General features: G+C 48.1%; 17 protein-coding genes. 8 read left to right on the forward strand and 9 right to left on the reverse strand.

The features are described from left to right. Positions 1-592: 592 nt before the first annotated feature. On the reverse strand, positions 593-1,363 hold the full coding sequence (fkpA, locus tag B5P39_RS07080; protein WP_011716036.1) for an FKBP-type peptidyl-prolyl cis-trans isomerase: 771 nt from the start codon (positions 1,361-1,363) through the stop codon (positions 593-595). A gap of 154 nt (positions 1,364-1,517) precedes the next feature. On the opposite strand from fkpA, the gene B5P39_RS07085 reads away from it, so the two are divergent. From B5P39_RS07085 to pepN, 6 genes are all read left to right on the forward strand, one after another. Further along, positions 1,518-2,468, forward strand: coding sequence for a WD40 repeat domain-containing protein (locus B5P39_RS07085; RefSeq protein WP_088210956.1), 951 nt, complete (start codon positions 1,518-1,520; stop codon positions 2,466-2,468). 9 nt (positions 2,469-2,477) lie between these two features. Beyond that, on the forward strand, positions 2,478-2,690 hold the full coding sequence (locus B5P39_RS07090) for a SlyX family protein (RefSeq protein ID WP_011716034.1): 213 nt from the start codon (positions 2,478-2,480) through the stop codon (positions 2,688-2,690). A gap of 69 nt (positions 2,691-2,759) precedes the next feature. Beyond that, positions 2,760-3,305 carry a peptide deformylase gene (def, locus tag B5P39_RS07095; RefSeq protein ID WP_088210957.1) on the forward strand — a complete coding sequence of 182 codons (546 nt, stop codon included), beginning with the start codon at positions 2,760-2,762 and terminating at the stop codon, positions 3,303-3,305. Then, on the forward strand, positions 3,302-4,702 hold the full coding sequence (locus B5P39_RS07100; RefSeq protein WP_088210958.1) for a COG3014 family protein: 1,401 nt from the start codon (positions 3,302-3,304) through the stop codon (positions 4,700-4,702). The genes def and B5P39_RS07100 overlap by 4 nt, the downstream gene beginning before the upstream one ends. Positions 4,703-4,769: 67 nt before the next feature. Continuing rightward, on the forward strand, positions 4,770-5,363 hold the full coding sequence (gene lpoB, locus B5P39_RS07105) for a penicillin-binding protein activator LpoB (RefSeq protein WP_007645693.1): 594 nt from the start codon (positions 4,770-4,772) through the stop codon (positions 5,361-5,363). Between the two features lie 241 nt (positions 5,364-5,604). Beyond that, on the forward strand, positions 5,605-8,238 hold the full coding sequence (gene pepN, locus B5P39_RS07110; RefSeq protein ID WP_088210959.1) for an aminopeptidase N: 2,634 nt from the start codon (positions 5,605-5,607) through the stop codon (positions 8,236-8,238). A 61-nt stretch (positions 8,239-8,299) separates the two neighbouring features. Here the strand turns inward: pepN and B5P39_RS07115 are convergent, their stop codons facing one another. Then, positions 8,300-9,826 (reverse strand): EAL domain-containing protein, encoded by a 1,527-nt coding sequence (locus B5P39_RS07115; RefSeq protein WP_088210960.1) that lies wholly within the window; start codon positions 9,824-9,826, stop codon positions 8,300-8,302. A gap of 296 nt (positions 9,827-10,122) precedes the next feature. Here B5P39_RS07115 and B5P39_RS07120 point away from each other — a divergent pair, with 296 nt between their 5' ends. Then, positions 10,123-12,015, forward strand: a complete 1,893-nt coding sequence (locus B5P39_RS07120; protein ID WP_088210961.1) for a methyl-accepting chemotaxis protein — start codon at positions 10,123-10,125, stop codon at positions 12,013-12,015. 107 nt (positions 12,016-12,122) lie between these two features. Here B5P39_RS07120 and B5P39_RS07125 read toward each other — a convergent pair whose 3' ends face one another. Then, positions 12,123-13,520: a sensor domain-containing protein gene (locus tag B5P39_RS07125; protein WP_088210962.1), complete on the reverse strand. Its 1,398-nt coding sequence runs from the start codon at positions 13,518-13,520 to the stop codon at positions 12,123-12,125. Positions 13,521-13,865: 345 nt separating this feature from the next. On the opposite strand from B5P39_RS07125, the gene B5P39_RS07130 reads away from it, so the two are divergent. Further along, positions 13,866-14,759: a DUF72 domain-containing protein gene (locus B5P39_RS07130; protein ID WP_088210963.1), complete on the forward strand. Its 894-nt coding sequence runs from the start codon at positions 13,866-13,868 to the stop codon at positions 14,757-14,759. A gap of 12 nt (positions 14,760-14,771) precedes the next feature. Here B5P39_RS07130 and B5P39_RS07135 read toward each other — a convergent pair whose 3' ends face one another. The 6 genes from B5P39_RS07135 to B5P39_RS07160 all read right to left on the reverse strand — a co-directional run bounded on the left by B5P39_RS07135 (position 14,772) and on the right by B5P39_RS07160 (position 21,900). After that, positions 14,772-16,241 carry an inorganic phosphate transporter gene (locus tag B5P39_RS07135; protein WP_088210964.1) on the reverse strand — a complete coding sequence of 490 codons (1,470 nt, stop codon included), beginning with the start codon at positions 16,239-16,241 and terminating at the stop codon, positions 14,772-14,774. 194 nt (positions 16,242-16,435) lie between these two features. Continuing rightward, a complete protein-coding gene (locus B5P39_RS07140) occupies positions 16,436-18,112 on the reverse strand; it encodes a glucan biosynthesis protein (RefSeq protein WP_164717923.1) in 1,677 nt (558 codons plus the stop codon). A 256-nt stretch (positions 18,113-18,368) separates the two neighbouring features. Beyond that, positions 18,369-19,844, reverse strand: coding sequence for a carbon starvation CstA family protein (locus B5P39_RS07145; RefSeq protein WP_011716023.1), 1,476 nt, complete (start codon positions 19,842-19,844; stop codon positions 18,369-18,371). A 226-nt stretch (positions 19,845-20,070) separates the two neighbouring features. After that, positions 20,071-20,547: a GNAT family N-acetyltransferase gene (locus tag B5P39_RS07150; RefSeq protein ID WP_088210965.1), complete on the reverse strand. Its 477-nt coding sequence runs from the start codon at positions 20,545-20,547 to the stop codon at positions 20,071-20,073. Positions 20,548-20,731: 184 nt separating this feature from the next. Then, entirely contained in the window at positions 20,732-21,466 is a 735-nt protein-coding gene (locus B5P39_RS07155; RefSeq protein WP_088210966.1) for an LrgB family protein, read from the reverse strand. Further along, positions 21,466-21,900, reverse strand: coding sequence for a CidA/LrgA family protein (locus B5P39_RS07160; RefSeq protein ID WP_023268403.1), 435 nt, complete (start codon positions 21,898-21,900; stop codon positions 21,466-21,468). The genes B5P39_RS07155 and B5P39_RS07160 overlap by 1 nt, the downstream gene beginning before the upstream one ends. Positions 21,901-22,014: the final 114 nt, after the last annotated feature.

Genomic DNA, 22,014 nt, shown 5'->3' on the forward strand with positions numbered 1-22,014 from the left:
ATTTTTATTAACGTGCGGGCGGATTATTCCAGAGTTGAAAAGCTAAAAAAAGAGGGGAAGATCCCACTATGCGCTCATAAGATATTGATGAAAATGAAATTTTACAACTCAAACTGTCTTGTATACAGAACAGTGATATAACACAAAAGTATTAAGCGGTAAGAAAACAATAAGTAAGATAAAGACATCACAGTGATATATCAGAGTGAAAACGAGCAAATAACAATCAAAAAATAAATGTGATATTTTGATGATATTTTTAAGAATGCCATACCGAATAAAATAGGCGTTTTCGATAATTTCAATTATGGCAATTTATTTAAAACTTAATTATTTGATCATTATTTTGAAATATTATTCGTCGTCAAAAGAATACGCCTTTATCCATCTTTTAAACGCTAATTCGATTTAAAAAGCCTAGCCCTTGGTCGTTTGCGAGATGCTGTAAAACGGTTAAACGAGTTGCCCCATGGTTTTATGTGTATCGCTTACAGCATTGCTTAGTCATTTCGACTGCAAAAAAATACCGCCCTAGGTGGGCGGTATTCTATGAGTGCAAAACTTAACCCGAGTTAAGCCGTTACACTGTAAATTACTTTTTAGCAGGCTCAGCAGCAGGAGCCGCTTGTGCTTTCTCAATTGATTTCAGTTCAACTTCAAAAATCAGGGTTGAGTTTGGTGGAATAGTACCAGTATCACGGTCGCCGTAAGCTAAGTTTGCAGGGATCACAAACTTGTACTTAGCGCCCACAGGCATTAACTGTACGCCTTCGGTCCAGCCTGGAATAACGCGGTTTAATGGGAACTTAGCCGTTTGACCACGTTTGTATGAGCTATCAAACTCAGTGCCGTCAAGCAGAGTACCTACGTAATCCACTTCTACAGTGTCTTCAGCCGCTGGCTTGTCACCAGAACCTGGTGTTAACACTTCGTATTGCAGACCCGATTCAGTGGTCACTACGCCAGGCTTAGCTTTGTTTTCCTCGAGGAACTTTTTACCGTCCTCGATGTTTTTCGCAGCAATGGCTTTAGCTTGTTCTGTGCGTTTGTCGTTTAACTTTTTGTCTAAACCTTGAAGAATGGTTTGCATTTCTTCTTCGGTTAATTTCAGTTGATCATTCAGACCGTTAGTAAAACCAGTCACGATCAGCGCACGGTCAACTGGCAGGCCTAATTCTTCTTGCTCTTTGATATGGCCAGACATATAACGACCGATTGAAGCGCCAACACTGTAGGCTTCTTTTTGTGCTTCAGTCGTTAATTCAACATTTGTGCTTGCATTTGTTGCTTTTTCTTCTTGATTACAAGCAGATAGGCCAATAACAGCCAATGCAACTAACGATAATTTATAAATCGATTTCATTAAAGCTTCCTCAGCATCCTCAAGCGGTTACAATAACCTAAGCGCGACAACTGTATACTAGTTACCTGGGTTATACCAACTAGATTCTGTTATGTGTTAACTGTGATTAATCTCACTCTACTGGACTAGAGACACCAACTTTAGGAGCAAGTTCATGAAGAAAACCCTACTGCTGGTATTTTGCACACTTTTTTTAGCGGCCTGTCAGCCCAAAGCCGATGATATTCGAGTGCTTTCACAGGAACCTTCATACAGCGCGAGCCTCTCTAGCGACGGTAATATCGCCATTGTCGCCACCCAAAGCCAAGGGGTGCAATGTTGGGACTTAACCACCCATAGCCTCAAGTACCAATGGGTACATGGCGACCTGAATACCGGCGTTACGGCCACCGCCATTTCCCCTAACGGCGAGTTCGCCGCCTCGTTAAGCCGCGATTCAGTTGCCCTATGGACAATAGCCGACGGCAAATCCCGCGGATGGTGGTCGCTGCCCGCCTCGGGTGAGAGTGTAGCGGTAGCTAACAATGGCGCCTTACTGATCGGTTTGAACGATGGCAGCGTGATGTCGCTCAATGCGGCCAAAACCGCATTGATAAAATTCTTAGGGCATAAGGAAAGAGTGAATACGGTTGCGCTTTCCGCCGATGGCCGTATTGCCCTCTCAGGCTCCAACGATATGCAGGCTATCCTGTGGCAGGCGCAAACTGGGCAGCCTATCCACACTTGGGATATAGGTAGCCGAGTAACTAAGGTCGCACTCAACGACAGCGGCACTTTAAGCTTTACCAATGGCAGTACCAATGAGGCGAACATTTGGGACAACACTAATGGTAAGCTATTAAATCAATTAGAGATTAAACGTCGGCAAATGACCTTCTCGGCTGTACGTTTCGCCAAGCAAGACACTCAGTTGCTCACAGGCACGCCCGCGCGCGAAGTCATACTCTGGCAACGCCAAACGGGTAAACCTATTGCTAAGTGGCAAATTGCGCTGACTAAAAACAGCCAAAACCGAGGAGCCGTTGTATACTCTGTGGCAATTCGAGATACCAATAAAGTGGTTAGTATCAGTAGCCAAGGCCTAGTTGAGACTTGGCAGGAGTAGAGGTTAGTCATGCAAGGCGTACAAGAACAGATTGAAGAGCTGCAAATGAAATTGGCTTTTCAAGAGCTCACGGTCGAAGAGTTAAACCAAGAGGTCATTAAGCTGAACCAGCTCATCGCCAATCAGCAACATCAAATTCAGTTATTGATTGGTAAGTTAAAGGCGATGGAGCCTAGCAATATTGCGACCCAAGCCGAAGAAACGCCACCGCCCCATTATTAATGTGATAACGGATAATGGGTAACAAAATCCGTTAACGACACTATGGCCACTAAATATCCAGGGAATGCGATGTTTAAAGATGAGATGTTACAAGCGCCCAGTCAGCCACTGCCAATCGCTTTGGTGGGTGAAGCCATTTTAAAAGAGCACGCCATTGAAGTACGCGACTTCGACACTGCCTTGAGTCAATTAGCTGAGCAGATGGCGCTGAGCATGGTGGCCGCCAAGGGCGTTGGTATTGCCGCACCGCAAGTGCACAGTCCACTAGCACTGTTTATCATGGCATCTCGGCCGAACGAGCGTTATCCCGATGCGCCGCTTATGGACCCTGTCGTGGTGGTTAATCCACAGATCTTGTCAGCCTCTGCGGAATTAGTTAGCGGTGAAGAAGGCTGCTTATCGGTTCCCGGACAAAGGTTTAGCATTTGGCGCCACCAGACGATTGTAGTGCGCTATCAAGATCTTGCAGGCCAATGGCAACAGACTGAGTTAACAGGTTTTATTGCTCGTATTTTCCAACACGAGTTTGATCATCTACAAGGGATCACTTTGCTAGAGCGTTCACAAATGCCGGAGCAAACAGTAATGTCGCAAGCAGGTAATCATCAGGCATGAATAGCACCTTCATTCACTCTTTAATCAAACCCACACTCAGCACGCTGATGCTCGCCGCGATCTTAGGCTCGAGCGGCTGTGCCTATAACAGTATTTTTATCAATTATCCGGCGCAAATTGCACCGATAAAACAAGAACTCAATACCGCAACGCCCATGGCGGATATCGAGAAATTAGCCAGCAATATCCAAGGTAACGATGGCCTACTCTACGCCCAAGAAGCGGGACGTGTAGCGCAGGTTGCCGGAGACTTTGCCAGCAGCCGTAAGTACTACCAGCAAGCGGTCGAGGCCTATATAGCCTTCGATGATAAAGCCAAGATTAGCGCCAGCGACATAGGCGCAACCGCCACAAGCTTAGTATTAAACGATAATGCCATCCCCTACCGTGGCCCAGGCTACGAGCGCATTATGCTGCACCAATATCAAGCCCTGAATTACCTGTTCAGCGGTGATTATCAAGGCGCCTTAGTGGAAGTTCGCCGCAGTAACGAGCTGCAAGGCTCTGAGCAGGAGCGTTATCAGAAGTCACAAAAATCCGTGCAGGCCATGGCCAATGGCACTATAGATGCCGAAATGAATAAGCTCGGCCAGGCCGCAGGCACGGTAACAAGCTCCTTCCTCAACGCCTACAGCTACTACACTACAGGGTTGCTTCACGAGGTATTAGGCGAGCCAAACGATGCCTTTATCGACTATCGTAAAGCGGCGCAAATCAGCCCGGATAACACTTATCTGCAACAGGATTTAGTGCGTCTTGCCAAGCAACTTGGCATGCCACAGTACGATGAGTTTAAAAAGCGCTGGGGCGATGCCAAGCTTCCCAAGGCGGGCGAAGGCCAAGTCATCCTAATGGTTGAAAAGGGCTTTGTACCTGAAAAACAAGCGCTCACAGTGCCCTTCACTATCCATGGCAACTGGCAAACAGTGTCTCTGGCCACCTATGGGCCGAACAATAGTGTTGTCGCCGAGACTCAAGTACAAGGCTTAGGTACAGTGCTGAAAACCGAGCCCATCGCCAATATCGATGCCTTAGCGATTAACGCACTCAAGGAAGATTTACCCGGCACCTTGGTACGACAAGTCGCGCGGGTGTATGCCAAATCGGAAATGGCCTATCAGGTCGAAAAAAGCGGTAAGCCCGGCAACAATGCCGCCGATATTGGCAGTATCGCCATGCAGATTTTTAACGTGGTCAGCGAACAGGCGGATCGCCGCAGTTGGTTGACCCTGCCAAAACAGGCGCAAATTGGCAGACGTTACCTCAATCCCGGGGAATACACGCTGCAGTTGGACAAGGCACCACCGGCCAAAATTGAAGTTGCCGCAGGCAAGACCACCTTGGTCTGGGCAATTGATACTGGTAATTACACCCGAATTTATTCAATAATCATTTAACCTAGCGGTGAATGTTTGAATAAAACGAGTGTCATTAAGTTTTTACAATCACAAAATGGAACTGACTATGAAACAATTTAAACTGATTTTTGTGCTGGCTGCCGTAATGGGTCTGGCTGCATGTCAATCGAAAGTCGAGTATGGCGATGCCACAGAAGTGGAAACCGTTAACGAAAACTTTGGCTCAACGGATCTGCAAGCCATCGCCGCTAAGATGGTCGATAGCATGATGACTTTCCCACCTATCGTGGCCATGACGGCGAACAACCGCCCAATTTTGTTTGTCGATAGCATCAAAAACAAAACCTCTGAGCATATCGATACAGAGTCAGTAACCGACTCTATCAGCAACAAGTTACTGCGCTCAGGTAAGTTCCGTTTTATCGACATGACAAAAGTAGATTCAGTTCGTAAGCAACTGGATTACCAAAACAATACCGGTATGGTTGACCCATCAACCGCCATCAAGTTTGGCCGTCAAATCGGCGCCCAATACATGCTGTATGGCAACCTGTCTAGCATCGTTAAGCAAGATGGCAGCACCAAAGACGTTTACTACAAGATGACTATGCGTCTGATGGACTTAGAAACAGGCCTGATCGAATGGTCTGACGAAAAAGAAATCCGTAAGACTAAGTCTAAGTCTTTCTTAGGCATGTAATCCCGCTAAGCCCCATGGGCTAAAGCCGAAATACTCAAAAAAAGCCAGCATTTTCGCTGGCTTTTTTTTACATTTTTAACATTGGTTATCCCTGCTAAATAAGGTAGTGTACTCGGCCAAAATACCCAGCATGGGTGCTGCTTTCAAATGGGGATAAGTTTGCTAGGCCACAGAGCCTAAACTGACCAGCCTGCGCCGCATCCAAGCCATAAATAAAGTAAATCGTTGAAGGATTGAAGTCGTGAATTTGTTCAAAGCCAGCCTAGTTGCCATCACCTGCTCGGCACTCATGTCGTGCGCCGTCCAAAGTCCGTTAAATACGGGCCCAAGGGATGCAAGCCCCTATATCAGCCAATATCAGGCGAGCTTACGTTCACAGGTGATTTCGAATGTGCATTATGAGCTGGATTTTCAACTGACTGGCGACACTGAGTTTAGCGCAACGACTAAGGTCAACTTCAATCTCAGCGAAGTGCCCAAGCAACTGAGCCTCGATTTGAACAAGGCACAAATTAAGCGCTTTTTGATCAACGGCACAGCGGTTTACCCCAACTACAACGGCGCCTATATCAGCCTGAATACTCGTTTGCTGTCCTCGGGTGACAACACCATTGAAGTGCAATTTACTCGCCCCCACAGCACCAACGGTGAAGGCTTACACCGTTTCCAAGACCCAGTCGATGGCAAGGTCTACCTGTATTCGCATTTTGAGCCTGCCGCTGCGCAACAAATGTTTGCGGTGTTCGACCAACCCGACTTGAAAGCCAACTATAAAATCAGCGTAACCGCGCCGAAGGACTGGCAAGTGATCAGCACCATGCGCGAGTCCTCAGTCACACCAGCTGGGGCCATGAATCGTTGGGAGTTTCCTGAAACGCCTAAGTTAAGCCCTTATAACTTCTCGATGCATGCTGGTCCGTACCATATGTGGCAGGACAACACTGGCCGCTATCCGATGCGTCTGTTCGCGCGCCAATCGGTGGCTAACCAAGTCACGCCTGAAGATTGGTTTACCTATACCAAACAAGGCTTAACCTTCTTTGATGCCTATTTCGGTATTCCTTATCCCTTTAAAAAGTACGACCAACTTTTAGTGCCTGATTTCCTCTACGGCGCAATGGAAAACGCTGGCGCCATCACTTTCGCCGAAGATCGTTTCCTCCACAAAGCGGCTATGACCGCAGAGCAAAAACAAAGCTTAGCCGGCGTTATCATGCATGAAATGGCTCACCAGTGGTTTGGCGATCTGGTCACCATGAAGTGGTGGAATGGTTTGTGGCTAAACGAGAGTTTTGCTTCCTTTATGGGTACGCTCGCGACCCAAGAGACCACCGAGTTCACCAATGCCTGGCGCAGTTTTTACGCCCAAGGCAAGCAACGCGCCTATGAGCAAGACAGCCTAGTGACCACGCATCCTATCGAAGTACCCGTGGCGACCACACAAAACGCCTTCGATAATATCGATGCCATCACCTATCAAAAAGGCGCCTCGACCCTCAAGCAGTTGCGCCATTTACTCGGCGATCTGGTGTTCCAGCGCGGTGTGAGTAACTACTTAAAGCAATACAGCTATCAAAATGCCGAGCTAGATGACTTTATCAATAGCCTAGCTAAATCGGCGGGCCGTGACTTAAGCGCCTGGACGAAAGACTGGCTCTACAGCGCTGGAGTTAACACTATTAAGGCCGAATACCGCTGTGACGGTAATCGCATCAGCGATTTTAGCCTGTTGCAGTATCCTGCAAGCAGCGAGTTGCCGACACTCAGGGAGCAAAAAGTCCAAATCGCCCTGTTCACTAAGGGACGTTTCGATTTAAGACATGAGACTACGGTCGCCGTCACCTACAAGGGTGAGCGCACCGAGGTGAAGCAATTAGTCGGTGAGCGTTGTCCAGATTTGGTTTACCCCAACTACGATGACTGGGGCTTTGTGAAAGTACAACTCGATGACAAATCCTTCGACACCGCGAAGCAACAGTTAAGCCGTGTTACAGATCCGCTGCTGCGTTCTATGCTGTGGCAAAGCCTGTGGGACAGTGTGCGTGAAGGCAACCTGAGCCTAGATCAATACTTAAGCACAGTATTCGTCAACGCCCCTGCGGAGAATGACTACACTGTGGTCGGCCAGATTATTTCGAGCTTGCTACGCAGTAAAGAATACCTCGCGCAAATCGCGCCGATTCAGCAAAACTATGCTGAAAATGCGGTCAAAGGCTTAGCGCAAATGAGCCTTCGTAAGACCATGGAGAGTCGAGGCGACAATGACTTCCAGCGCCGCTGGTTCAATGCCTATATCCAGTTGGCTGGCGATCGCGACAGTCTGCGTCACTTAGCGCAATTGCTGGATGGCACTACCAAAATCAAGGGCTTAACTTTAGACCAAGATCTACGCTGGGCTATCATTACTCAGCTGAATCGCTACGACTTCCCGAATGCGCAGCAACGTATTACCCAGGAAGCCGCTCGCGATAACTCAGATTCGGGAGAAAAAGCCGCATTGGCAGCCCAAGTTATCCGCCCAGAAGCGGCCGCAAAACGTCGCTGGTTGAGTAAAGTCCACGCCGACGCCCTGCCGTTTGCTAAACAGCGCATCATTATGGAAAACCTCTATCCTGCGGAGCAAAAACTCTTAAACGCAGCCACCGCCGAAGAGCGCCTCGCCAACTTAGGGGATATGGATAAAAAAGGCCCAGTATTTATGCGTAGCTACAGCCGTAACTTGATCCCAACCGACTGTAACTACACAAGTATTGCCGCCTTGGATAAAGTGCTGGATAGCCAAACTGGATTATCGAATCTTGCCCGCCGCACCCTGTTAGAGACTCGCCAAGCCGAGCAGCGCTGTGTACTGATTAAGAATAAAATGACCCATTGATAAATCGGTTCATCATTCACTAAAAAGAGGCTCATGGGAGCCTCTTTTTTATGCGTCCATCTTACTTTTTATTGGATAAGTTTTGGTAAAACGTCAGCAAATCCTCAAAGGCCAAAGGTTTCGCATAAAAATACCCTTGATGTTGATATACCCCTTTGGCGGCCAAATACTCCACCTGCGCTTGGGTTTCGACGCCTTCGGCCACCATATCCATCTGTGACTCACGGCCAAAGGCGATAATGGCATCGAGTACAGCGCCCTTTAAGTCCTGCGTGCCTATGGTGTCAGTAAACATCTTATCGATTTTGATGCTGTTAATCCCAAGGCGCTGCAAATAACTAAAACCACCAAAGCCTGTGCCAAAGTCGTCCAGTTTAAAGTCATGGCACAGGGGGGTGACCGCCTTCATTTCGGCCAAGGCTAATTCGAATTGAGTGATGGGTTTGCGCTCGGTCAACTCGAAGGAAATACGCTTAGCTCTAGGATCGGGGTGAGACGAAAACCATTGACTGAGTAAACCCGATTCTAAATGTTGGGCGACAATATTAACGCTGACCCAGCCCTTAAGCTGAGGCAAGTCCTGATATACCTGCTCCAAAATCAGATCGGTGATCGGCAGGATTAATCCCGAATCTTCGGCATAGGGAATAAACTGATTCGGCTGAACGAGCACGCCATCGAACCTTCGCCAACGGACTAACATTTCCTGACCGACCACCTCGCCGCTGCGACAATCGATAATAGGTTGATAGTAAGGAATAAACTCTTTACGACTAATGCCCTTTTGGATCAGAATTCCCATAGACACCCGAGCCGATTGCCAATTCCAATAAAAAATCACCGCTAAAAAGGCCACAATAAGCGCAGAGATAAACAATACAATCCCAACCCGAGAAGCCTCCCGCCAATAAAGCTCATCCCCCGCTCTCAAGGTCAAAGTCACATCTAATACGCTGATATAACGCGAATCTTCGATAAAGGTTTGGGTTTGCAGTAAATCTTCAACGCCTCGCTCGAGGGAGGAAAGACCTTGGTAACCAATCATTAATTGGTAACAACCATGGCACAGAGTAGATAGGGTTTCGTTATAGACAGAGCTATTAGTGAGCACCACTAACCTCTGCTCACCAAGATGAAAAATATAAGCGATGCTGCGGGCTCTATCATTGGCGACGACTGTGGTGGCAATATCCACCAATTGCGAATCGATAAATAGGCTGCGAAATCGGTCAAACTGATAATGCACAGGCGGGCCAATATTGGAGCATTGCCGACCATCGGCGAGTTCGAGTTGAATAAAGCGTACGATTGCGGGGCTCAGTGAGGGGCTATTCAGTAGGGCAATATCCTCTGAATCACAACTAAAAGATAACTCGACAAACGCCTGCTCAACACTGCGCTGCTCAAAACCATCTAAACCACTCGCAAAATCGGTGGCAATATTATCGAGATCTTGGGTAAATCTTTTCTCCATGCTGTAAGACGTTAACCAAGGTTGCAGTGCGCTCGCCAGCAGGATAGGCAAAATAAATAACAGGCTTGTATGTAGCCAAGGATTTAAGCACCAGCGCGGAAAATTCCATTTCATATAGGTCACTCATTGTATTAATCGGTGCTGTTTGCACTAACTGATCGTTCCCTCAGCGTATGCTCCATAGCGACTAAAAGCTGTGCAATAAATCAAATTCGTCATGTTAGCGGTATAAACTCCTATAAAAGCAATTAGCTAACTCAATTGACTATTTGCCGAGATTACACTCACAGCGCCATGAATTCCAATTTCAACCGTCATAAAAAGAGTGACTTATCTATTCATGCTTTCACACTTTCAGCCGCTATACTCTATTAACGTTAGACAGCTAACGGAATTTAAAGGAATTACATATGAGATCAACACTCAAAACCCGCTTACTCTTTAGTAGTCTCTTCGCCGTTCTCATTACTGTCGCAGTGCTGGTAAGCATTTCAAGTTACTTCATTAGAAATAATGCCTTAGAAAACACTCAACATGAAATTGACCAACTGGCGAACACCTTTGCCGAAGGGATTGGACTGTGGATGCAAGATAGAAAAATGGCCATCACCAGTCTTAAAAAGACCATAGAGGCCGATCCCAGTGTGCAGATCACCCCTTATTTATTACAAGCCCATAATGGTATGGGATTCGCGCTGACCTATTTTGGAGATGAACAAGGCAACATGTATCGCCAAGATCCTGCGCTTAACGTCGCTAACTATGACCCCAGAATTCGTCCTTGGTATATGGATGCCAAAGCCGCCAATGCCATTGTGATGACGGCCCCCTATGTCAGCGCCACCTTAAAAAAACAAGTAGTGACCATTGCCGAACCTGTGATGGTCTCGGGTAGCCTATTCGGGGTGGCAGCAGCTAACCTCACCATAGATCAACTCACAGATGCGGTGCAGCGCCTTCAAGTGCCAGGCAAAGGCTACACCATCATGGTGGACAAGACAGGGCTTATCATTAGCCATCCTAAAAGCCAGCTCAATAACGAACAACTCAATAAAATCGATAACAGTTTTACCCCGAGCTGGTTATCTCAACGTGCCAACGCCAATACCCTAGAAGAGCGCGAACTCGATGGCGAGACCCAACTTATTTATGTTGCAGCTGTGCCATCCACCGATTGGGAATTGGTTTTCGTAATGAATAAAGACGAAATCATGTCGCAGGCCACCACACTCGCCTGGTGGATGTCCGCCGTCGGTGCTGGCTTACTGGTGATTTTCGGCTTAGTTCTAGTCGCCATCTTCAAGATCCAATTTAAAGACTTAGAACGCGTTGCCTTGGCACTCAATGATATTGCCGAAGGGGATGGTGACCTGACGGTGAGAATTCACACCGCCAACAGCCACGACGAGATTGGCATCTTAGCCTCGGGCTTTAACCGCTTCGTCGAGCGTCTGCACGGCATGATCTCAAGAATGCACAAGATTGCAGGCCAACTGGAATATCAAGCTCAAGGCAGTAGCGCCTCGGCCACAGATAATAGCCAGCGCATCGCCGTACAGCAGGACGAAGTGACTATGGTAGCCACCGCTGTGACTGAAATGGCCAGTGCCACCGAAGAGATTGCCAGCAATGCCGAACACACAGCGCAAACGGCGCAAGATGCGGTTGGTCTGTCGAACCACGGCCAAAAACAAGTGATGCAGAGTCAACAATCAATCCGTAACTTAGCCAACGAGGTCGAAACTGCGGGCCGTATTATCAGCGAGTTAAACGAACACTCGCAGAAAATTAATAGCATCCTGCTCACCATCAGTGGCATTGCCGAACAAACCAACTTACTGGCGCTGAACGCCGCCATTGAAGCCGCCCGCGCTGGTGAGCAAGGTCGTGGCTTTGCCGTCGTAGCCGACGAAGTACGCGTGTTGTCGCAGCGCACTCACTCCTCGACCCAAGAAATTCAAGCCATGATCGAAACCTTACAGCAAACTGCGGGTAAGGCGGTTAAATCTATGACTCAAAGTCATGATATGGCTGAAACCAGTGTCGCCGACGCTAACTCGGCCAGTGAGAGCCTGCTACAGATCAGCAAAGCTATTAATGAGATCTCGGATATGGCGAGCCAAATTGCCACGGCCGCAGAGGAGCAAACCTCGGTCACCAGCGAAATTAACCGGAATACAGAATCGATTCGTGAGGTCTCTGAAAACCTCTCTATCGAAGCACAAAGCTCTATGGTTCAGGCGCAGGAATTGGCTCACTTAGCCGCCTCGCTGCAACAGGAAGTTGGCCGCTTTAAGCTATAAATGCAGCAACGGCTTATGCCGTAACGCATAGCAACACTATAAAAAATCCCCGATAATCTTAAACTTATCGGGGATTTTTATTTATGCTAAAACTATCTCTTAAACACTTAGAGATGATGCGGGCTCAAGGATTCAAAATAGCTGGTCTTTAAGCCTTGATAGCCCATTTCAACCCGATTCCCCCCATTACGCTTCGCCTTATACATCGCCGAATCGGCGCAGGACAGCAGCTGTTTTTCATCCTTACCGTGTTCGGGATAAAGGGCAATGCCTATGCTGGGCAAAATATGGATCTGTTGATTGACTAATTCGAAGGGGTGATTAAGCACTTCAAGAATTTTTTGGGCAACGAACAGGGTATTCTGCGCCGAATCGACACGCTCCAATAGGATCACAAACTCATCGCCTCCAAAACGAGCAACCGTATCAGAGTTTCTGACGCAGCCCAAAATCCGCTGGGCGGTGATTTGCAGTAACAGGTCGCCCACACCATGGCCATAGGTATCATTCACCCATTTAAACTTGTCTAAGTCTAAATAGAGTAAGGAGAAATAGCTCGACTCACGATTTGCGCGTGATAGCGCCTTCTGGAATCTGTCATAAAACAACTCACGATTTGGCAAATGGGTAAGTTGGTCATAAAGCGCAATATGCTCTAAACGCGCCAACATCTGCCGCCGCTCAATCGCGAAGGCGATTTGGGTCGACACAAATTCTACCAGCTCGCAATCTTGCTTAGTGTAGGCCCGAGAATCCGGGGTGCTATGCATGATCAGCGCGCCAATTATGCCCTTTTGTAGCTTTAGCGGGACCCCAAGCCAGCTAATAGGTTGATTTTGAAAATCTTGCTCCTGAGCATGGGAAACTGGCATGGCAACCGGACAAATCAGCAGTGACTCGGCGCTTTGGATCACTTGTTCGGTAAACAGATCGAAGCTGGCACACTGCGCCCGATTCTGCTCGCCAACCCAAACACGATAAGGAAAATCCAGATCATTAAGATCTTGATCATAAAGCGCAATGGCAAAATTCGCCGCCGGTAATAACTTGGCCATGATCTGATGAATATGCCGATACAGGGCTAAGAGATCTTCAGCCACATGCACGGCTTCTGAAATTTCATAGAGCGCGGCTTGGCGCCGCTCGGCAATTTTATTCTTAGTGATATCACGAGCCACGGCAATCCGCTGCTGACGGTCCTCGGACCAACGGGCGGACCAAAGAATATCGACGAGTGTACCGTCTTTTCGTACATAACGGTTTTCAAAGTCGAGCTTAAAACGCCCTTCCATTATGTCATTGGCTGCGGCGAGAGTCCGTTCCCTGTCCGGTGGATAGACAAGATCTAACATCTGCATGCCGAGCATTTCGTCCGGGGTATAACCAAAAATACGTTCGGCCCCCGCACTGACAAACTCAAAGTGCCCCGTTTTATCGACGACACAGATGGCATCCAATAGCAGATCAACAAATTGGCTTAGGGAAGTATAACCATCGTTTTTCACACAACTCTCCAACCATGCCTGCGGCTCATATACATCTTCATACTGAGTCAATTTATCCCCAGTCGTTAAAGCTCTCACCACACAATAACATACTATTAGAGTAGGTTAATTATTATGACAGTTCCATGCGGCCTTAAACACTAAGCCAAGCACTGTAAGTTGTGGGCAAAAGCGATTTGACCTATATAAAGGGATTTGAGCACAATACTCACATAAAGCGGCGATGATAAGCCCGCAACGCTGTTTTATCCATTGAATATCAGGTAATAAGCTTAACTAGGAGCATTTTTGGCGTCACTCAAGTCCCCTTCCCATAGCGCGCGACATTTACGTCTCGGGCTTGCCATGTGGTCGCATAACCACTGGCAAGAAAGTGTTTATGGTTCAAGCACTAAACAGGCAGACAGACTTGCTCGCTATGCCAGTATCTTCAACACAGTGGAAGGTAACACCAGCTTTTACGCGACGCCAAATGCCCATACTGTGATGAATTGGCACAGTGCCACCCCTGATGATTTTCGCTTTACCTTCAAACTGCCACAGACCATCACCCATCAAAGACAGTTGCAGGATTGTCAGCAAGAGTTATTGGCTTTCTTCCAAGTGATGTCACCCTTGGTCGAAAAAACCGGTTTGTGGAAAATTCAGCTCCCCGCCGCCTTCGGCCCCGAACAATTGCCTGCATTAGCACGTTTTTTTGATCTTTTACCGCAAGGTTTAACTTATGGCGTAGAGGTTCGCCATTTAGCATTTTTTGCCAAGGGAGACGCCGAGCGCGCGCTAAATCGCCTGCTGATGGACAGACAAGTCAATCGCATCATCATGGACAGTCGGCCGCTATTTGCCCTGCCGCCCGCCAACGAGGCGATTATCGATGCCCATAAGAAAAAGCCTCAGGTGCCCGTTCACGCTATCGCGACCGCCCATACGCCCGTGGTGCGTTTTATTGGCCAAACGGATGGCACGATTGAAGCCTTAGCGGCGAGCAACGAGAGATTGCAGGTGAAGAATAACGATAGCTTTTTTAACAATTGGTTGCGGCAACTCGCACTGTGGATAAAAGAGGGTCGCGAGCCTTATCTCTTTATCCATACGCCCGATAACCAAACCGCGCCCGAATTAGCGGTACGTTTATACCAGCAGTTGCAGCAACAGTTGGCCGATGAGGTCAGCTTACCTACGATTCAGTTGCATAAGGCCTTGGCACAATCCACAGCGCAGATGCAACTGACCTGGTAAAGGGTATTGAGCTTAACCCCAGAGCACGTTAGCCAAGATAAACACCAAGGCCGATAAGAGCATGGTAATCGGCAGTGTCAGCACCCAAGCCAATAAAATCTGCTTAATGGTTTGGCTTTGTAAGCCTGAACGATTGGCCACCATAGTGCCCGCCACCGCCGATGACAGAATATGGGTGGTTGAAACGGGCATGCCCGTCACGCTGGCGATCCCAATCGATGCCGCCGCCGTCACCTGCGCCGCAATTCCTTGGCTGTAGGTCATCCCCGAGGAGCCTATCTTCTCACCCACCGTATAAACAATGCGGCGCCAACCCACTAAGGTGCCACAGCCCAAGGCCGTGGCAATCGCCACTATCACCCACAAAGGCGCGTATTCGGTCGGCTTAGTTAAATCCTTACGCCATTTATTGAGTGAGGTTAACTCCTTGGCGGGTAAGTCTAATTTTGCCACTTTGCGCGCAGTATCATCAATGCAAAGCAGTAAGCGTCGCACTTCACGTCGCTCCGCGACACTCATCTCTTGAAAACTGCTGGCCTTATCTAAACGGCGATCGAGCAGCGACATGGCTGGTAACACGGTTTGTGCCGAGCAGTGGCTCAGTAAAGTGTCTGTCACATTCACTTGGGCTTTAACATCCACGAGATCGCTAATCACAGCTTGATTGCGGCTATATATCGCCATAATGCGACGGTTAGCATCTTGCGTTCTCGCCAAATCGTAGGATTGGCTGCTCATGTCGAGGGCAAAATACGCCGGCGCCATACAGATCAGCACCAGCATCACTAAGCCAATGCCCTTCTGGCCATCGTTGGAACCGTGGGCGAAGCTCACCCCCATGGCCGAGGCTATCAGGCTGACGCGCGCCCAGAACGGCGGATGGCGTTTACCATTAATTTGAAATTGCTCATCTGGGGTGCGGTGGATCTTGTGTTTTTGCCACACGAACTTCATTAGTAACAACAGTATCCCCGCCAGCACAAACCCGAGCGTGGGCGAGATGATCAGCGACAGCATGATCTGCGTGGCTTTGGTAAGGTTGATACCATGCAGTACAGGTTCATTGTGTATCCAAGCGAATGCGCCACCAACACCCATAATCGAGCCAATCAGGGTATGGGAACTGGAGGCCGGAATGCCAAAATACCAGGTGCCTAAGTTCCAAATAATGGCCGAGAAGAGTAGCGAGAACACCATCAACAACCCTTGGGTTGAGTCCATTCCCAGTAAAGAATCGACGGGCAAGAGATGCACTATGGCATAGGCCACGCCAAGTCCACCGAGCAGCACTCCAGCAAAGTTGAACAGGGCTGAAGAAATCACCGCGAGGTTGGCAGGCATTGCCTTGGTGTAGATGACTGTGGCAACAGCATTGGCGGTATCGTGGAAACCATTGATAAATTCGTAGGCCAGCACAAATAATACCGCCAGCACTAAAGCTACCGACCAACCCAGGCCGATAGAAGACAATATCTCAAACATGAATCGCTAACCTATTACGAGGACGCCACAGATTACGCCTAAGGTTGGCCTCTTTGACAGTGAAAAATTATTTAGATTTGCAAAAAGTGAATCAGTCCTCAATAACTCCGAGTCAGGCTTGCATTTAACAAATCCGCTAAAACAAAAACGCCAGCACAGGGCTGGCGTTTTAAGATTTAAGACTGAGTCACGGCTTACTGCAGATGACCAGCGTTATGCAGCTCACGCTCGTTCACTGGTGGTGGTGTCCACTGGTACATCCAAGTTTCAGTTAACGGCTGACCGTCGACCTCTAAGTAAACTCTGAGGTTAATCGGCTCAACGCTGTCTTCTGGTGGCACTAGGTCAAACATAGCGCGGTAACCGTTGATCGCATGTTGTGGGCGAGCAGATTCGATTTCGACACGACCCTGAGAGGTCGAAATCACCGCCTTCACTTGGGTATCTTTACCCAGCATAGGTAAGGAACCACCAGCAAAATCAATCACAAAGCGCTTGCTATAGTACTTACGCTTTTGACCAACCACACCACCAATACCGGTAAAGGTATCGACTACGCGGGCACGGGGTGACTGAACGGGTGGAATACCGCCCCAGTACATGTTGTAGCTGTAGAGTAGTTCTTGACCTGGCTGAATAGGCTCAGCAGGATTCCAAAACGCCACGATATTGTCGAAGGTTTCATCCAGCGTTGGAATTTCCACTAACTGCACCGAACCTTTACCCCAGTTACCCGTTGGCTCGATCCACAGGCTTGGGCGCTTCTCGTAGAACACACCATCATCTTGATAATGGTCGAAATTACGGTCGCGCTGCATTAAACCAAAGCCCTTTGGATTCTCATCGCTATAGGCATTGAAACGCAGGTTGCTTGGGTTGCCCAGCGGACGCCAAATCCATTCACCGTTACCCGTGTGCATGGCAAGACCGTCTGAATCGTGGATCTCTTGGCGCCAGTCGTAACCGGTGCGACGATCGTTTTCACCCACCATGTACATACTGGTCAGTGGCGCAACGCCTAAACGTTCGATGGCCTTACGCGGGTAAATCGCCGCATCGACCTTCATTTTTAAACGTTCACCCGGCTCGATATCGAAACGGTAAGCCCCTGTTACACTTGGTGAATCTAACAGAGCGTACACAGTCGCAATATTAGAGCCCGGTTGTGGTTTCTCTAACCAGAAACGGGTAAACATAGGGAATTCTTCAGGTTTAGGCAGCGCAGTGTCTACCGCTAAACCACGGGCAGATAGACCATATTGCATTTCCTGACCTACGGCGCGGAAGTAGCTGGCACCTAAGAAGGCGACCACGTCACGCTGCCAGTCAGTGTTGAACTGCATTCTAAACCCAGCAAAGCCTAAGTCTTTCGGTAGTTGGCTACCCTTTACCTTAGATTTGCCGTAATCGAACATAGAAGACGAATATTCGATAAGCTTTGCCTTGCCATTCTCCAATTGGTAAATATGCACAGGCGTATCGAAGTACAGGCCTAAGTGGAATAACTCGGCGCGAAACTCCGAATCATCCTCACGCCACAAGGCAGCTTTTTTCTTGAAATGGAACTGCTGGTAATCATCCCAGCTCATGCCCTGTAAGCTTTTTGGCAACTCGCCCTTATGGCTCACATAGGACTCAGTCGCCAGCGTATGGGCATAGCCTTTCAACCAAGCGTAGCTAAACTCTTCTTCCTGCGGTGCACTCGCCTTACCCGCTGCACAAGCAGATAAGCTTAACAACACGCTGCAAGTGAGTAGCACACTGCCGACCATGCGTTGTAAACGGCTACGGGTAGACTGAGCTTCCACCGACGGCATCACCATCGGCTCACGATTTAAATGTCTTTGTTCGGGAAATAAATTGGGTTGCATAAGCAGACTCTGATTTGGTGTAACTTCCTGACACTTCTCTGCAAAAGTAAACAATATTGCAGTGACTGCCCTGTGGAGAACTGTTGATGACAGTGATAACCATACCTCTATCTCCATCAGTTCGCCAGAATCTAACATAATTTCGACGCAATGGAATATGTCACAGTGACAATATTCAATACTGACGCCAGTTTATGAAAATAGTATTAAAAAGGGCTGCAAAATGCAGCCCTTAGCAGTCATAAAACCAATGAGGTTAAGAGTTTGTATCCAGCACTGTTTTGCGTTTGTTATGGGCAATAATCAAGGCCACTAAACACACCACGCCGACCGCAATCCCCACGGGTTGGCTCAGAGATTGAGGCAAACCTAAACCAATACCCGCCGTCATGATGTAAGAGATGGTCACACAGGTTCCGGCAATCGCAGGCAAACTCACAATCCAATGGAAGCTGCCTCTATCGAACAGGTACTTAGTCGCCAACCACAGCACGCTTGTCGATAACAGCATGTTTGAGAAAGCGAAATAACGCCAGATCAAGGAGAAGTCGATCTTAGTCATAAAGTAAGCGATTGTCAGGATGGGCGCCGCCACCAGTAAACGGTTACGCATACTCTGTGGGATATTAAAGGCGTCGATAATGGTGAGACGCAGCGATCTAAATGCAGTATCACCCGAGGTAATCGGGAATACCGCCACCGCAATAATTGCCATCACACCGCCTAATACACCGAGATAACTAGTCGCCACCTGGTTAACCACTAGGCCTGGACCACCTTGGTCGAGTAAGCTCTTAAGCTCAACATAACCACCTGGGAAGGCCGCAATACCCGCAGTCGCCCACACACAAGCCACAACACCTTCAGCCACCATAGCGCCATAGTAAACGGGGCGAACGTATTTCTCGTTGGTCAGGCAGCGCGCCATGATAGGTGCTTGAGTCGAGTGGAAACCACTGATAGCACCACAGGTAATAGTCACGAACAGCAATGGCCAAATCGGTAAACCGTCTGGGTTTGGCTCGAGCAACTCATTGTTGTAATGGCTGTGGTTGAAGTAAGCGAACACATCGCCCATTTCGGGTAACTGTGGCGCGCTGATAAGTAGAGCAACCGCAATCGAGGTGGTCATAACGATCATCAACAGACCAAAAGCGGGATATAGCTTAGTGATGATCTTATCGATTGGCAGCATAGTGGCTAAGAAGTAATAAGCCAAAATCACCAACACCCAGAAGGTGTTATTGCCAAAAATGGTGTCTTTAAAATAGTCGAGGTTACTTAACAGACCCGCAGGGCTCATGATAAACACCACGCCCACGAAGAACAGTAACATCGCAGTAAACAGCAGCATCACGCCTTTAAAGTAGACATTAAAGTAGTGACCGGCGATTTCTGGCAGGCTCTTACCATCTTCTTTAATGCTTAACACGCCAGAGAAATAGTCGTGTACCGCGCCGCCAATAATGTTACCCAACACAATCCAGAGTAACGCCACTGGGCCATATAAAGCCCCTAGGATAGGACCAAAAATCGGCCCGACTCCAGCAACGTTTAAGAATTGGATCAAAAACGCTTTGGCTGGGTGAACGGGCACATAGTCCACACCATCTTCGAATCTTGCTTGGGGTGTTTGCGCTTTAGGATCGATCCCAGCTTGGCGCTCAACAAATGGGCTATAAAACTTGTATGCCAGCACTAAGAGCGCAAGACATAAGAAGAAAATAAACATTATTTAATTATCCATACTTTAGTAGGAGGTGATTAAATGGAGAGTTTCATTGAGTTAGCCAATGAGGTCAAGCCATCACGTACTAGACTAAAGTCGGGTTGATAAATCTAAATTTACGATAAAATACGTATATCTAAATAGATTTCTTAAATAATATTCTCCTAAAAATAAGCCAAAACCGCAGGAAAAGCGTTTTAAACTATTGGCTAGCGTGACTGTTTAGTCATCATCCCAGTACAAACTCAAACAAGGGCGCCGCATCATCCTCTTCTTGAATTAGCCTGTCCATCTTTACAAATCCATGGCGCAGCAACACTCGCTGAGACGCCACATTATGCTGAGCCACATGGGCAAAGAGCGGCCTTGAATTCACTAAAGGCAAAAACGCGCTTAAGGTCAGCGTTGCTACCCCACGCCCCCAAAATGCACGGTCAATCCAGTAGCCAATCATCGCCTGACCATCCATATGCCAATGGCCAATATTGCCAACGAGCAAGCCATCGACTTCTATCCCCCGTGCTAGCACCGATGCCTGCCCGAGGATATTTTGCTGCCAATGAAGGTAAAACGCCTCACGTTCCCGCGAGGGAAATTGTGCCAATTGGGAAGCTATCGGATCCTGCTGGTGGGTGAAGATCAACTCCAGATCGTCTTGCCCTATGGGTCTCAATGTCACATTCGATACCCGTGTTTGCTTGTCCATCCTATATCCCTATTCGATTTAATTGAGTGTCACTAGATTTCGATATTCGCCGCCAGCTAAAAAAAATGGGCGCATAACCCAGCAGAGGTTAGCGCCCTAAGAGGCAAAACAACATCGCTTAAACAAACAAAATCGCAATAAGGTGGAGAGGATTAACGCAAACTCAGCACATCACTCTCGAACACTAACTAAAAATAACCGCAAATACAGGCGCGCCCAGCACCATGGCAATCCCGATAAAAATCATGGTTAAACTGGCAATAACCCCCTCTTGCTGACCTAACTCACTGGCTTTAGCAGCGCCCGCACCGTGGGCCGAGGCGCCCAAGGCCACGCCTTTACCTAAAGACGTACGAATGTGCATCAGCTTGAACAGCGGCTCGCACACTAACATGCCGATAATGCCGGTGATGAGCACCATCATGGCGGTCAGTTCTGGCACTCCGCCAAAGGCACTTGTCGCCTCCATCGCAAAGGGCGTAGATACCGAACGCACCAACAAGCTCTTCGACAGTTCCACCGGCAGCGGCACAAATTTTACTAACAGCCAGCTAGAAACCATACCCAGCAACAGTCCCGCTATCACCCCAAGGGCAATGGTCAACGGATATTGGCGAATGAGTTTGCGCTCCCGATAAATCGGTAAGGCAAATGCGATCGTCGCCGGAGCCAACATTGCCATTAACCAATGGGTGTATTCAAAATAAGTGGGCAGTGGAATATCGAGATTAAACACTAAGAGCGTTATCACCACAGGCGCGAGCACAATCGGCGCCAACCACCAGACACGGTGGAGCCTGTATAAACGCTTAGCCGCAAAGTAACAGAACAGCGTTAATAACAAGCTGATAAGCGCTAATCCCGTCTGCGAAAACAGCAACTCAGAAACAGCCGAAGGGCTTAAGTTAAGGCTCAACATTAGGCGGCCTTAGCATGGCGGCGTGCATGCTTTTTGATATTGAGTTGACGCTCAAAACGAAATACTCGGTCAACTACAAATCCTGTGCCCACCATCACGCACACACTGCCCATCACTAAGGTGAAGAGAATATTCACCCCATATTGCTCAAACAGGCCTTCGTACTTGATCACAGAGATCACTGGCGGAATAAAAAACAGCAGCAACTCGCCAATCAGCCAAGCGGCACCAAGCTGCACGGCGTTTTCAGGGATTAACTTAGTCGCAAGTAAAATCAGTAAGATACCTAGACCCAGCACACTACCTGGCACAGGTGAATGTGCCCAAGTCGCAAACCAATGGCAGGCGAAAGACAATAAACAGAAGAGGCCAATTTGAGTTAACAATAAAGCCCCATGACGGCATCGACGTATTGCGGCTTGTAGGAAAGACATGCGGTTTCTCGATTTACACTAAAGTTGCTATTGGATTATTTTAGGCTTGCCTATTTGATAAAAAAAATGAATATTAAGAATGTAATCCATGAATTTTAAGAATGTATTATAGGG

Source organism: Shewanella sp. Shew256, assembly GCF_002196695.1.
GTDB classification, from domain to species: domain Bacteria; phylum Pseudomonadota; class Gammaproteobacteria; order Enterobacterales; family Shewanellaceae; genus Shewanella; species Shewanella mangrovisoli.

What these genes read in the sequence shown, in the direction of transcription:
- fkpA (WP_011716036.1), bottom strand. Translation starts at nt 1,363, where the DNA reads ATGAAATCGATTTATAAATTATCGTTAGTTGCATTGGCTGTTATTGGC.
- B5P39_RS07085 (WP_088210956.1), top strand. Translation starts at nt 1,518, where the DNA reads ATGAAGAAAACCCTACTGCTGGTATTTTGCACACTTTTTTTAGCGGCC.
- B5P39_RS07090 (WP_011716034.1), top strand. Translation starts at nt 2,478, where the DNA reads ATGCAAGGCGTACAAGAACAGATTGAAGAGCTGCAAATGAAATTGGCT.
- def (WP_088210957.1), top strand. Translation starts at nt 2,760, where the DNA reads ATGTTTAAAGATGAGATGTTACAAGCGCCCAGTCAGCCACTGCCAATC.
- B5P39_RS07100 (WP_088210958.1), top strand. Translation starts at nt 3,302, where the DNA reads ATGAATAGCACCTTCATTCACTCTTTAATCAAACCCACACTCAGCACG.
- lpoB (WP_007645693.1), top strand. Translation starts at nt 4,770, where the DNA reads ATGAAACAATTTAAACTGATTTTTGTGCTGGCTGCCGTAATGGGTCTG.
- B5P39_RS07115 (WP_088210960.1), bottom strand. Translation starts at nt 9,826, where the DNA reads ATGAAATGGAATTTTCCGCGCTGGTGCTTAAATCCTTGGCTACATACA.
- B5P39_RS07120 (WP_088210961.1), top strand. Translation starts at nt 10,123, where the DNA reads ATGAGATCAACACTCAAAACCCGCTTACTCTTTAGTAGTCTCTTCGCC.
- B5P39_RS07130 (WP_088210963.1), top strand. Translation starts at nt 13,866, where the DNA reads ATGTGGTCGCATAACCACTGGCAAGAAAGTGTTTATGGTTCAAGCACT.
- B5P39_RS07135 (WP_088210964.1), bottom strand. Translation starts at nt 16,241, where the DNA reads ATGTTTGAGATATTGTCTTCTATCGGCCTGGGTTGGTCGGTAGCTTTA.
- B5P39_RS07140 (WP_164717923.1), bottom strand. Translation starts at nt 18,112, where the DNA reads ATGCAACCCAATTTATTTCCCGAACAAAGACATTTAAATCGTGAGCCG.
- B5P39_RS07145 (WP_011716023.1), bottom strand. Translation starts at nt 19,844, where the DNA reads ATGTTTATTTTCTTCTTATGTCTTGCGCTCTTAGTGCTGGCATACAAG.
- B5P39_RS07150 (WP_088210965.1), bottom strand. Translation starts at nt 20,547, where the DNA reads ATGGACAAGCAAACACGGGTATCGAATGTGACATTGAGACCCATAGGG.
- B5P39_RS07155 (WP_088210966.1), bottom strand. Translation starts at nt 21,466, where the DNA reads ATGTTGAGCCTTAACTTAAGCCCTTCGGCTGTTTCTGAGTTGCTGTTT.
- B5P39_RS07160 (WP_023268403.1), bottom strand. Translation starts at nt 21,900, where the DNA reads ATGTCTTTCCTACAAGCCGCAATACGTCGATGCCGTCATGGGGCTTTA.